Raw genomic sequence first — 13,047 nt, 5'->3', positions numbered from 1 at the left:
GTGCTGCGCCTCGCCGTCTCCGGCATCAGGGAGCACCGGCACGGGTTCCTCGGCGCGCTGTGCGCGGCGGCCATGGCGGCCATGCTCATCGCCGCGTGCGGGATGCTCATGGAGTCGGGCCTTCGCGCCGTGCCCGACAAGGACCGGTTCGGCGCCACGTCGGCGCTCGTGCGGATGGACCCCGACATCTCGATTCGCACCGGCTCCGGGCAGAACGTCGACCACGAGAGCTATCCGCTGGACCAGCCGCCGCGCCTGTCGCAGGGCGCGGTGGAGCGGCTGCGGGACGTGCCCGGGGTGCGGCGCGTGGTCACGGACACGCCCTTCTACGCGCAGGCCGTCGGGCGCGGAGGCGGCCCCGCGGCCGGACCCGACGACGGCCTCACCCAGGGGCACTCCTGGGCCGCGGCCGCGCTCACTCCGTTCACGCTGAGCTCCGGGCGGGCGCCGCGGGCGGACGACGACGTGGTCCTCGACGCGGGCACGGCGGCCCGCGCGGGCCTGAAGACCGGTGACTCCGTGCGCGTGGTCACCGCCGATGGCCCCGCCCCGTACCGCGTGTCCGGTATCGCGCGCCCCGGCTCGCTGAGCGAACTGCCTGACCAGTCCTCGCTGTTCTTCACCTCCGCGACGGCCAAGCGGCTGTCCGGGGTGGACGGCGGCGCCGCGTACGCGGGGGTGTTCGCGGGCGGCGGCACGGACGCCAAGGCCGTGGCGCAGCGGGTGCGCGAGGCCCTGGACCTGCCCCGGCTTGAGGTCCTGACCGGCGACGAGCGCGCGAAGGCGGGCGCGCCGGGGGTCACCGAGCAGGTCGCGTCGACGACGCAGCTGTTCGGTCCGCTGGCGGGCATCGGCGGCTTCCTCGCGGTGTTCGTGCTCGGCGGCACCATCGCGCTGAGCGTGCTCCAGCGCACCCGGGAGATCGCGCTCCTCCGGGCGGTCGGGGCGACGTCGTGGCAGGTGCGGCGCACCGTCGCCACCGAGACGCTGCTCGCCGCGGTGGCCGGTCTGCTGCCGGGCTTCCTGCTCGCGGTGCCACTGGCCGCGGTGATCGTCGACCGGCTGCACGCCCGGGGCACGGCCCCAGAGGCGTACGAACTCGTCGTGGGTCCGGTGCCGTTCCTCGCCTCGGCGGCGGGGACGCTGCTCCTCGCGGTGGTGGCGGCGCTCGCCGCCGCCCGCCGCGTGTCGCGGATCAGGCCCGCCGACGCCCTCCAGGAGGCGGCGGCGCCGCGGCGTCCGGTCACCGTGACGCGGGTCCTGATCGCGCTGGTCCCCCTCGGCGGCGGCATCGCGCTGTTCTTCGCCACGCAGGCCATCGGCGGCGAGGTCGGCGTGGCCTTCCAGTATCTGATCGTGATGCTCCTGATGGGCGCGGCGGTGCTGCTCGGGCCGCTGCTCGCGCGGCTGCTGGAACCGCTGCTCGGCGCGGCGGTGGCGGCCGTCGGCGGCGTGACGGGGTGGCTGGCGCACGCCAACTCCCGCTTCTCCGTGCGCCGGGTGGCCTCGATGGCCTCGGCCCTGATGCTGACGGTGGCGATGGCGTGCACGGTGCTCCTGGTGACCGGCTCGCTCAACCGCGTCACCGCCGAGCAGACCGACCGGCGCACCCAGGCCGACGTGGTGCTGCTGCCGCGGGACGCCCCGGGCCTGCCCAGCGGGGTGCTGGCCGCCGCCCGGGACCTGAAGGGGGCCGGTGCCGTCGCGGCGACCCGGTCGACGACCGTGATCGCGGACGTGCTCGGCACCCCGGACGTGCTCGGCGCGCAGGCCCTGGACCCGGCGGCCGCCGGGCGGGTGCTCGATCTCGGGCTGCGTGAGGGCTCGTTGAAGAGCCTGGACAAGGGCGGCACCGCGGCGGTCAGCCGCACCTACGCCCGGCAGCGCGGCTTCGACGTCGGGGACACCTTCCGCGCCTGGCTGGGGGACGGCACGCCCGTGCGGCTCACCGTGGGCGCCGTCTTCGACCGGCCGCTCGGGCTCGGTGACGTCCTGCTGTCCGAGCGCTATCTCGCGTCCCATCTGCACGAGGACCTCGACGACTCGGTCCTGGTACGGGCGGCGCCGGGGCAGGGGGACGAGCTGCGCGCGGCCGCGGCGGCGCTCGCACAGCGGCAGCCCACGGTGAAGGTGACCGACGTCGACAGCTACGCGGGCGAGCTGCGCACCGCGCTCGCCCAGAACACCGCGGGCACCTATCTCGTGCTCTCGGTGCTCGTGCTGTTCACCGCCGTGTCGATGATCAACGGCCTCCTCATGGGGACGGCCGAGCGGTCGCGGGAGGTCTCGCTGCTCAGGCTGCTCGGGGCGAGCGCGCGCCACATCACCTCGATGCTGTATCTGGAGACGCTCATCGCGGTGCTGATCGGCGCGGCCACGGGAACCGCCATCGCGTTCACTGGCCTTGCCGGAGCGAATGGCGCCCTGACCGGGTCGACCGATTTCAGCGTGCCTCCGCTCGGCTATGCCCTGGTCCTGGCGGGGGTCACCGCGCTCGCGCTGATTTCCACGGCATTGCCAGCGGCACTCGCGCTCAGGAACCGGCCGGAGAACGCGCTTCCCGGCCCCTGAGCGACGCCTTTGGGGTCCGCCGCGCAAACGGTAGAACCAGTTCGCAACCGATCCCAAAGGCGAACGTAAGTACGACAGTCCATGCTGGACGCACGAGATGGACGAAGGACAAGGCGACGGGGGTATTCCAGTGCACCTCATGGAGATCTTGCGCTATCGCCCGGTACCGGCGGCGGCCGTCTTCTTCGGGCTCACCCGCAGGTGCCCCCTGCACTGCAAGCACTGCTCCACGAGTTCGATGATGGACAGCGAGGAATACCCCGAGCAATTATTCCGGGGATTCGCGGAGACCTTCACCGCGGACAACCGCCCCGAATTCGTCCTGATGTCCGGCGGCGAGGCGCTGCTGCGGCCGCGCCTCGTCCGGGACATCGCCGAACTCACCCGGGCGGCGGGCGGCAGGTCGTACGTACTGTCCGGCCTTTTCTTCGCCCAGCGCGGGCAGCGCATTCCGCGGGCGGTCCGGCAGGCCATCGACGCGGTGGACCACTTCTCCGCGAGCCTGGACGTCTACCACGAGGAGGAGGTGCCGCGGGCGGCCGTCTTCCGCGTCCTCAGAGAGCTCCTCGACGACGGCAAGCACGTCAGCCTCCAGCTGACAGGGACGGGTCCGGGCGATCCGTACCTCGCGGGCCTGACGGCGGACGTGCGCAGGGAGTTCGACGACCGCGTGCCCATGCTGGTGGTGCCGGTGAGCCCGATCGGGCGCGCCGAGACCTGGCTCAAGCACGCGCCGTTCGCGCCGTCCGACGGCACGGCCGAGCCGTGCGCCGTCGCCGCCTGGCCGGTGATCGGCTTCAACGGCCAGGTGACGGCGTGCGGGAACCAGGACGTGATGGACGGCAACGTGCCCCTGCCCGCGCACCTCTACCTCGGTCACATCGCCCGCGACGACTGGGCGACGATCAGAGCGCGCGCGGTCGACAACCCGATGGTCCGGGCGATCCGGGCGACGGGACCCGAGTACATGATGGAGCGGCACGGCTCACCGGGCGGGGGCTGCGGCACGGCCGGGTACTGCCAGACCTGCTGGGTCCTGTCGAAGGACCGTGAGGTGCCCAAGGCCGTGCGGCGCCTTTCGGCCCTGCCCGCCACCCGCCTGGTCGAGGACCGCACCACGGACCTCCTGTTCGAGGCCGGGCCCGTCACCTTCGCCAGGAACTACGGCATCTCCGAGTACGCCGAGCTGATCACCCTCGGCCTGGACGCGCCGCCCGGCCCGCGCGGCCCCGGGGGCCGCGATGACCGCGTCCCCGTGGACGGCCTGGTCGGCCCGGACCCCGCCGGGAGCACGCGATGAGCGCGCCCGAGCCGGGGACCGCCCCGGCGCCCGCAGCGCACGACACAGCGCCCGCGCCCCTCACGCACCAGGACGTCCTCGCGATCCGGCGCACCCGTGGCGCCTCGGTGCTGTTCTTCCTCACCGACCGCTGTCCGGTGGGCTGCGCCCACTGCTCCGTCGACTCCCGCCCCGACAGCCCCCGCATCACCGACTTCGGCCTGCTCACGGCCATCGTCGAGCGGCTCGCCGCGCTGCCGCGCACCTCGCTGGTGGGCATCTCCGGCGGGGAGCCCTTCGTCGAACGGCGCGGACTGACCCTGGCGGTGCGGCACCTGGCCGACGCGGGCAAGCGGGTGGTGATCTACACCAGCGGCTTCTGGGCGAGGTCCGCGCGGGCGCCGCGCTGGATCGACGAGGTCCTGCGGCGCACCAGCGCCGTCTACCTCAGCACCGACGCCCACCACGTCGACAGCCAGGGGCCCGAGCGGTTCGTGAACGCGGCCCGCGTGATCGCCGGGCACGGCCGCCCCCTCGTCGTCCAGTGCGTCGACGAGGGCGACGCCCTCGCCGACACCCGGGCCTCCCTCGTCCGCGCCCTCGGCCCGGGCTGGCACCACCACGCCGAACTGGTCCCCACCCAGGGCCTGCCGCACGGCAGGGGCGCGGCGCACTACGCGTGGAAGGACCGCACGGCGGGCCGGGACTTCGGCCGCTGCGACGTGGTGGACGCGGCCGTCGTCCGCTACGACGGCCGGGTCACGGCCTGCTGCAACGAATCCGTGATCATGGGAGCCGGTCCCCCGGCCCTGCGCCGCGACGCCGCCGACGGCCCTCAGGTGGCCGCCGCCGTCCGGGAGTTCCACGACGACGCCTTCTTCGCCGCCCTGGGCTCCGTCGGCCCCGGGGTGCTGACCGGACTGCCGCAGTACCGCGACCTCGCCGACCGCGAGTTCCACTCCATCTGCGGGCTGTGCTGGACGATGACCAAGCGCCGCGCGGCGGCCCGGGGGCGGGACGAGGCACTGCTGTCCGCCCTGGCCGGCCTCGCCCCCTGAACCCTTCGTCGCCAGGCCCCGGTCGCCGGCCACGACGCCCGTCGCCCAGGTGTCCGGCGCACCGCGAGACCAACAGGAGACAAACCCATGACCCGGCACAGCCGTGTGCTCCTCTCGAAGATCGGGCTCCTCCTTCCCCGGCTCGTCGCCACCTCGAAGGACCTGTGGAACTCCCCCCGCCTGCCCGAGATCTATCCCGAATACCTCTGCATGCTGCACACCGCCATCCGGTCCACCGTGCCGCTGATGGAATGCGCGCTGCAGGAGGCCCGTGACCGCGCCGAGGACGATCCGGTCGCCGAGCACCTCGTCGGCTATCTGACCCGGCACATCCGCGAGGAACAGGGCCACGACGAATGGCTCAGACAGGATCTGGAGGCCCTCGGGCACGACCCGCGGGAGCCGCTGCGGCGCCTTCCTGACGCGTCCGTGGCCAATTTGGTGGGCGCCCAGTACTACTGGATCCGCCATTACCACCCGGCCTGTCTGCTCGGCCACATCGCGGTGCTCGAAGGCAATCCGCCCGCGCGGGAGCTGACCGCGGAACTCATGCGCCGCACCGGATTCCCGCGCACGGCGTTTCGCACTCTGGAACGCCACGCCGCGCTCGACGTACGGCACCGCGCCGAACTCCTGCGCACCCTCGACCAGCTGCCCCTGACCCGCGATCTGGCCACGGCCATCGGTCTGAGCGCGCTGCACTCCGTGGACGCCGCCGACACGGCGCTGCGCGCGGTGCTCGCCTCCCGGCCGGCCCCGGCCCTCGCGGCCACCTGAACGCGAGTGGCGCCGCGCCGTCCGCCCGACGGACGCACGGGCCACCCGCACGCACAGCCCGACCGAAACCAACCCAGCCCAACCCACCAAGGAGAAACGCCATGTCGTTCGACGCTCTCAAGGAACTCACGGCCGCCGGCCATGACTTCAAGGGTGCCAACCCGCAGCAGCTCGCGGCGATCGCCGAACTGAGCGAGGAAGAGGTCAGCCTCCTCAACTCCATCAGGTCCCGCCTCCACGCGGCCGATGACGTCGTCGCGCACAGCACCAGCCCGCTCGGTGGCGGCGTCGTCTGGTAGGACGCGGAGCCACGGCGGACAACTCACCGCTCCAAGGGCCCAGGCGAACCACCGCCTGGGCCCTGCGGCACGTGACCACGACAGCCCGAAGAGTCCATGACATTCACGGGGAGGGAGTCCAGGGTGATGCAGTTCAGCGTGCTAGGTCCGCTCACCGCGGAGACGGAGACGGAGGCCGTCGCGCTGGGACCGTTCAAACAGCAAGTCCTGCTGGCCGTTCTGTTGTGCAGTCCGGACACGGTGGTCCCCGTCGACCGCCTGGTCGACGCGCTGTGGAGCGGGGCCCCGCCGCGCAGCGCGGGCAAGAACCTCCAGGTGTACGTCCACCATCTGCGGCGCGCGCTCGCGCGCGGCCACACCGAGGCCGACGCCCTGGTGCGGCACCAGCGGCCGGGATACCGGCTCGCGGTCGACCCGCTGGCCATCGACATGGTCCGCTTCGAACAGGGCGTCGACCTCGCCCGGCGGGCCGCCGCCGACGGCGACCCGGCCCGGGTCGACCGGCTCGTGCGCGACGCCATGGCCCTGTGGCGCGACCGCCCGTTCGTCGGCCTCGAAGGCGTCCCGCCGCTCGACACGGAGGCCGCCCGCCTGGAGGAGCGGCGCCTGACGGGCCTGGAGGTGTGGTTCACCGCGCGCCTCCAGCTCGGCCTGCACCACGAGGTCCTCGACGAGGTGGAGCCGCTGATCGCCGCGCACCCCTTCCGCGAACAGCTGCGCGCGCAGCACATGCGGGCGCTGTGCGGGGTGGGGCGGCAGAACGACGCCCTGATCGCGTACGACGAGACGCGGCGCCTGTTCTCCCTGGAGCTCGGCCTGGAACCGGGCGCCGTGCTGCGGCAGTTGCAGCGGGAGATCCTGGCGGGCGACCACACGCCGCCCGCCGCCGCGCCGCTCGCTCCCCCGGCCGCCGCCCGGGAGAGCGGCCCCGTCCGCGGCGGTGTGCAACTGCCGCCCGGTCTGCCGGACTTCACCGGGCGCGCGGCGGAACTGGGCCGGCTGCTCCCGGACGTGGCCGCGCACGACGGGGAGCGGGCCCGGCAGTGGCGGCTCACCGTGGTCACCGGGCCGCCCTGCGTCGGCAAGTCCTCGCTCGCCGTGGCCGCCGGGCACGCGGCCGCCGACGCGTATCCGGGCGGCCTGTTCCACGTCGACCTCCGTGACGTCTCGGGCCGCCCCAAGTCACCGACGGCGGCCCTGACCGAGCTCCTGCGCGAGCTCGGCGACCCGACGCTGGCGCTGCCGAGCGACCCACAAGCCCTGCTGCACAGCTACCGCGCCCGGATGCCCGCCGGTGCGCCGTCCCTGCTGCTGCTCGACAACGCGGTCAACGAGGCCCAGGTGCGCCCGCTCCTGCCGAACTCGCCGCTGGCCACCACCGTCGTCACCAGCTGCTCCCGGCTCGCGGGGCTCGACGGCTCCGAAGCGCTCGAACTGCGGCCGCTTGACGAGGGCGCGTCGCTCGACCTGCTGCGGCGCATCTGCGGCCCGGAGTGCCTGGACGCCGAGCCGCAGAGCGCGCTGCGCCTGGTGCGGCTGTGCCGGGGGCTGCCGCTCGCGCTGCGGATCGCGGGCGCCAGGCTCGCGCTCGGCCGCGCCTGCCGGCTCGCCAAGATCGTCGACCGGCTCGAGTCGGGCGGCGCCCTCGACTGGTTCACGGTCGGCGACATCGATCTGCGCCAGCGCCTCGGGCGCGGCTTCGACCCGCTCACCGACACCGACTGGGCACAGCTGCGGCTCCTGGACCGCGAGGGCGACTTCACCTTCATGGACGCCTGGCACCGGCTCGGCGGTGACCCGGTGGACACCGACCGGGCGCTGGCCCGGCTGTGGGAGGCGCACGCGCTGACCTGTGCGCGGGAGCCGGGCCCCGACGGCACGTCGCTGTTCCGGTTCACCGCGTTCGTACGGGAGCTCGCGCGCGAGCGTCCGGCCCTCGGGGCGCAGCCGTGCGCCGCGGCGGGCGCCCTGCGCGGCGCGGGCCCGGGGGGAATCCCGGGGCTGCCCGCGCTCTGGGGCCTGCCCGGCCTCGCGGAGCTCGTCGGACTCTCGGACGCGGACGGCACCCGGGACCTCTCGGACGGACCCGGCCTCGTCTACCTCGTCGACGCAGACCGCCGCGACCGCGCGCGTTCAGTCGCGCGTCCGCAAGAGGTCCGCTAGACCGCCCACGACCCGCCGGGCCGCTCCCCGGCGGTCGCCGTCCAGGCCCTCGATCTCGCGGGCGAGCGCGCGCACGGCGTCGCCCGCCGCCGTCTCCGGGGGCCCGGCGGACAGCCGGGCGAGGCGGTCGCGCTGGACGAGTTCCAGGGCCACGGAGGCCTGCCCGGCGAAGAGCGCGAGCAGCTCCATCGCGGGCAGCGGCGCCCGGGTCTCGGTGTTGCGGTCGAGCACTTCGAGGACCCCGAGGGGCTCCTCCCCCGCGAGCAGCGGCGCCGCCATCAGGGCCCGGGGCACATAGGCGGTCGACTCGGCGACGTCGCGCGCGAAGTGGCCGTTGGTGTCGACGTCGTGCACCTCGACGGGCTGGCGCGCCTGCAGCACCCAGCCCGCGATGCCCCGCTCGGCGGGGAAGGAGGTGCCGACGAGGCTCTCCTCGCCCTGGCCCGACACCGCCTCGAAGACGAGCTCGCCGCTGTCCTGGTCGAGCAGGGCGATGGAGCTCGCCTGGGCGTCGAAGATGGCGCGCGCGGTGTGGACGACGGACAGCAGCAGCCTGCGGTGCCGTTCCTCGGCACCCGCGCCGAGGCCGGCCCCGCCGAGCCCTCCCCCGCCAGCTCCACCAGCCCCGCCGGAGCCTCCCCCGCCGTCATCCCCCGCGGCGCGGCCCGTCCCGTTCGCGGTCATCTCCCAGCTCCCCTCTCCTGGCTCCGCACGTTCGCCGAAGCGAGAAACAGCGCCTGCTTGACCTGGAACGCCGTCATGTCGCGGTGCTTGCCGACGATCCGGGCGCACAGGCCCGCCACGTGCGGGGTGGCGAAGCTGTTTCCCGTGACGCGGCGGGTGCCGCCGCCCGGAAAGGCGACGGGCACCCGGACGCCGCGCGCGAAGAACTCCACGGGCGGGCGCGGGTTGTACAGGAGCAGGCCCGGGTCGTCCTCGTCGTGGCTGCCCACCGAGATCACGGACGCGAAGCGCCACGGGAAGCTCTCCACGGGCAGGTTGTGGGCCGACGCCACCAGGAGCGTACGGCCGAAGTACGCCTGGTCGGCGAGTTCGTGGAGGACCGGCGCGAACGCCCGGCGCGTCGTGGACAGGCTCATGTTGATCACGTCGTAGCCCCGTGCGACCGCCCAGCGCACGCCCTCCACCAAGGCGTCGCCCGTGCCGTGCAGGCCCGCGGTGAGCACTTGGACGCTGTCCACCTCGCACCCCGGGGCCAGGCCGCGGATGATGGAGGCGCAGGCCGTGCCGTGCCCGGTCTCGTCGCCGCCCGCGACCCGCACGACCTCCCAGCGCGCCGCCGCATCCCGGCCGTCCGCGCCGCCCGCCGCGCCGTCTCCCGCGCCGACCGCCGGGCCGCCGCTCCCGGTCTCCCGGACGACGTACGAGGCCCCGACCGGGCCGACGAGCGGGTGCTGGGTGTCGACGCCGGTGTCGATCACGCACACCCGGGCGCCCTTGCCGCTGCCGCCGCCCCACGCCCACGCGGCGCCGTCGCCGCCCGCTCCCGCGAACGGCGTACGGACCTCGATGGCGTCCCGGTCGCGGCCCAGCAGATGCCAGGTGAGCCCGGCGGCGGGGCTCACCGGGGCCCCTCGCGCAGGGCGCGCGCCCAGCCGACGCCCACCAGGTGGCCCTTCGCGGCGAAGTGCTCCCGGGCCGCGTCGGCGGCGCGGGCCGCGTCCTCGGGGCGGCCGAGCGCCCACGCGGCGTGGGCGCCGTCGAGGTGGGCCCCGGCGCGGCACACCGGCGAGTCCGTCCGTTCCGCCGCCGCGAGGGCGGTGGCCAGGTGCAGGCCGGCCGCGGCCGCGTCGCCGTCGGCGGCGGACAGGCGCGCCAGCATGCCGTACACCTCGCAGGCGGCGGCGGGCATGGTGGCGACGCCGTCGCGCAGCAGTTCGTCGAGCAGGGGGCGCACGGTGGCGGCCGGGGCGCCGCGGGTGAGCAGGACCCGGGCCAGGTCACGCACCGCGGTGGCGCGCAGCTGGCGGTCGCCGAGGCGCTCAAGGCCTTCGCCGGACTCGCGCAGGCACCGCTCGGCGGCGTCCCAGTCCCCGGCGAGCTGTTCCACGGCCGCCATGAAGAGCCGCACGGCGGGCACGCCGAAGAGGTGGCCGAGGTCGGTGAGCGTGTCCAGGGCGTCCGCGAGCAGGGCCCTCGCGGCGTCGGACTCGCCGCGCATGGCGAGGAGGACGGCCAGCGGGCAGCCGACGGTCGCCCGGCCCACGAGGCGTCCCGCGAGGTGGTCCCCGGACAGGTCGCGGCAGCGGCGCACGGCGGACTCCACCGGCTCGGGACCGAGCCACAGCGACACCGCGAGCGCGCCGAGGATTCCGGCCCGCTCCAGTTCGGCCCCGGCCCGCACGGACGCGTCCAGGGCCCGCTCCAGGTGCCCGGCCGCCTCCTCGTGGCGGCTGCGGCTCTGCGCCTCCTGCCCCATGGCGAGGTGGGCGCGGGCGAGCCCGAGGACGTCGTCGGCGGCCGTGAACACGGGCAGCGCGGCCCGCGCGGCCTCAAGGAGCGCCGCGAACCCGCCGCTCTCCGGGTCGAGGTAGCCGAGCTGGAGCCGGACGCGGGCCGCGATCCGCGCGTCCCCGGCGCGCCCGGCCGCCCCGGCGAGCTCCTCCAACTCGGCCACCGGGTCGGTGACTTCCCCGGCGGCGATCCTGGCCTCGACCAGCGCGGCCCGCAGAGCGAGCCCGGCGCCGCCGCACTGCGGGCCGGGGTCGTCGCCCGGCCTGGATCCGTCACCCGGACCGGATCCGTCACCCGGACCGGATCCGTCACCCGGACCGGATCCGTCACCCGGACCGGATCCGTCACCCGGACCGGGCCCGTCACCCGGACCGGATCCGTCGCCCGCGCCCCGGCGCGGCTCGGTGAGGGCCAGCGCCCTGCGCAGCAGCCCCACCGCCCAGGACACGTCGCCCTGCGCCAGGGCGGCCGTGCCCGCGCGGCCCAGGTGCCGGGCGGCGCGGGCCGCCGTGCGGGACACCTCCGGCTCGGTGGGGTCGAGTTCGGCGCGCAGGTGCGCGGCCTTCTCCAGGTGGGTGCCGATCGTGTGGTGGTCGCCGGGCGCGCGCCGCTCGGCGTGCGCGGCGAAGCGTTCGTGGCGGCGGGCCCGTAGCAGCTTGGACATGCCGCTGTAGACCTCGTCGCGGATGAGCTGGCTGACGTGCCGCCAGCGGGGCTCGCCCGCGGGTCCCGGCTCGGCGGCCTCGAGGAGCCTTCTGCGCACCAGGCCGCGGACGACGCGCGCGGCCGGGGCGGGGGCGGGGGCCCCGGCACCGGCACCGGCACCGGCATGGGCATCAGACTCGGGCTCGGGCTCAGGCTCGGTGAGGGCCCCGAGGTCCCGCTCGGCGAAGTCGGCGCCGATCACCGCCGCGCACTCCAGGACCATCCGCTCGTCGGCGCCGAGCCGGTCGAGGCGGGCGGCCACGATCGCGCGGACCGTCAGCGGGACGTCGCGCGGGTCCGCGCCCTCGCCGACCATCTCCATGAGCTGTTCCAGGAAGAGCGGGTTGCCCTCGGCCCTGCGGACCACCTCGTCCATGGCGCCGTCCGCCGGGGCCGCGAGCGCCGGAGCCGACGGCGCCAGGTGCGCCTCCACGTCGGCGGCCGAGGCGCGGCCGCTGAGCCGGGCCAGGAGCTCCCGGCAGTCGTCGGGCGCGAGCGGCGGCAGCGCGAGCGCCGTCGCGTTCAGCTTGCCGCTGCCCCAGTGGCCGTGCTCCTCCAGGAGTTCGGGGCGGGCCAGGCACAGCACGAGCACGGCGGCGCCCTGCACCCAGTCGGCGAGGTGGTCGAGGGCGCCCAGGAGGTCCGCGTGCGCCCACTGCACGTCGTCGACGATCACGACCAGCGGGGCCGCGCGGCCCAGTTCGGTGGCGAGGCGCTGGAGCGCCAGGCACGTCTCCTCGAAGGAGGTCCCGGTCCAGCCCGAACGGGCGAGCCGGGCCAGGGCGGTGGCCGTCACCTCGTCCGACCCGGAGGTGCCGAGCAGCGCGGTGAGCCAGTCCTTCGGCTCCGGTCCCGCGAGCTTGGCCAGCATCTCCGCGAGCGGCGCCAGCGAGCCCGTACTGCCGTACGGCGGGCACGCGGCCCACGCGACGCGCGCCCCGGCGGCGGTGGCCTCGGCGGCGAAGGCGCGGGCCAGTCTGCTCTTGCCCACGCCCGGGTCGCCGTACAGCGTCACCAGGTGGCAGGCGCGGTCGCGGCGCACGCGGGTGAACACCAGGTCGAGCTGGGCGAGTTCGTCCTCGCGGTCGACGAGGGCGACGCCGGGGCGCTCGGGCGCCCCGCGCGCCGCGCCGGTCACCGCGCGCAGCCGCCAGGCGGGGACGGGCCGCCGCTTGCCCTTCACGGTCAGCGGGGCCACGGGCTCGGTGTCGGCCGCGGCCGCGATCAGCCGGTGCGTGTCGGCGCCGACGAGGATCTGCCCGGTGGGCGCGTGCTGTTCGAGGCGGGCGGCGACGTTGACGACCTCCCCGGAGACGAGGGCGTGCCCGGCGTCCGGGGCGCCGGAGGTGACCACCTCACCGGTGTGGACGCCGACGCGCACGTCGATGCGGGCGCCGTCGCCGATGCCCGCGGCGCCCTCGTTGAACTCCTCGACGGCGGCGAGGATGTCGAGCGCGGCCCGCGCGGCCCGCAGCGCGTCGTCCTCGCGGACCACCGGAATGCCGAACACGGCCATCACCGCGTCGCCGATGTACTTCTCCACGGTGCCGCCGTGCCGCTCCAGGCAGTCCCGGAGCAGCGCGAAGTAGCGCAGCAGCACGCCGCGCAGCGCCTCGGCGTCCATCCGCTCGCTGAGCGCGGTGGAACCGACCATGTCGCAGAAGACGATGGTGACGGTCCTGCGGCTCTGAGCGGCCCCGTCGTCGGGCCCCATGCACAC

General features: G+C 75.4%; 9 protein-coding genes. 6 read left to right on the top strand and 3 right to left on the bottom strand.

Translation table 11 applies throughout. The annotated features are described in order from the left end of the window. The 6 genes from AC07A4_RS39540 to AC07A4_RS39515 all read left to right on the top strand — a co-directional run bounded on the left by AC07A4_RS39540 (position 1) and on the right by AC07A4_RS39515 (position 8,147). Positions 1 to 2,571, top strand: coding sequence for an FtsX-like permease family protein (locus AC07A4_RS39540; RefSeq protein ID WP_478608935.1), 2,571 nt, complete (start codon positions 1 to 3; stop codon positions 2,569 to 2,571). Positions 2,572 to 2,710: 139 nt separating this feature from the next. Continuing rightward, on the top strand, positions 2,711 to 3,871 hold the full coding sequence (locus AC07A4_RS39535; protein WP_478608932.1) for a radical SAM protein: 1,161 nt from the start codon (positions 2,711 to 2,713) through the stop codon (positions 3,869 to 3,871). Continuing rightward, entirely contained in the window at positions 3,868 to 4,908 is a 1,041-nt protein-coding gene (locus tag AC07A4_RS39530) for a radical SAM protein (protein ID WP_478608929.1), read from the top strand. The genes AC07A4_RS39535 and AC07A4_RS39530 overlap by 4 nt, the downstream gene beginning before the upstream one ends. Positions 4,909 to 4,995: 87 nt before the next feature. Next, positions 4,996 to 5,685, top strand: coding sequence for an iron-containing redox enzyme family protein (locus tag AC07A4_RS39525; protein ID WP_478608927.1), 690 nt, complete (start codon positions 4,996 to 4,998; stop codon positions 5,683 to 5,685). Positions 5,686 to 5,786: 101 nt separating this feature from the next. After that, complete coding sequence (locus AC07A4_RS39520) at positions 5,787 to 5,984, top strand: aroma-sacti cluster domain-containing protein (protein WP_478608925.1); 198 nt, start codon at positions 5,787 to 5,789, stop codon at positions 5,982 to 5,984. Between the two features lie 126 nt (positions 5,985 to 6,110). Next, positions 6,111 to 8,147, top strand: coding sequence for an AfsR/SARP family transcriptional regulator (locus tag AC07A4_RS39515; protein ID WP_478608923.1), 2,037 nt, complete (start codon positions 6,111 to 6,113; stop codon positions 8,145 to 8,147). Here the strand turns inward: AC07A4_RS39515 and AC07A4_RS39510 are convergent. The 3 genes from AC07A4_RS39510 to AC07A4_RS39500 are packed head-to-tail and all read right to left on the bottom strand — an operon-like array spanning position 8,118 to position 13,041. Then, complete coding sequence (locus AC07A4_RS39510) at positions 8,118 to 8,831, bottom strand: GAF domain-containing protein (RefSeq protein WP_478608920.1); 714 nt, start codon at positions 8,829 to 8,831, stop codon at positions 8,118 to 8,120. The two genes, AC07A4_RS39515 and AC07A4_RS39510, sit on opposite strands and share 30 nt — an antisense overlap. After that, positions 8,828 to 9,733, bottom strand: a complete 906-nt coding sequence (locus AC07A4_RS39505; protein ID WP_478608918.1) for a S8 family serine peptidase — start codon at positions 9,731 to 9,733, stop codon at positions 8,828 to 8,830. The genes AC07A4_RS39510 and AC07A4_RS39505 overlap by 4 nt, the downstream gene beginning before the upstream one ends. Continuing rightward, on the bottom strand, positions 9,730 to 13,041 hold the full coding sequence (locus tag AC07A4_RS39500) for an adenylate/guanylate cyclase domain-containing protein (protein WP_478608915.1): 3,312 nt from the start codon (positions 13,039 to 13,041) through the stop codon (positions 9,730 to 9,732). The genes AC07A4_RS39505 and AC07A4_RS39500 overlap by 4 nt, the downstream gene beginning before the upstream one ends. Positions 13,042 to 13,047 lie beyond the last annotated feature (6 nt).

The sequence above is a fragment of the Streptomyces sp. NPDC043996 genome, assembly GCF_056435225.1.
This window is presented reverse-complemented; position numbering and strand designations above follow the sequence as displayed.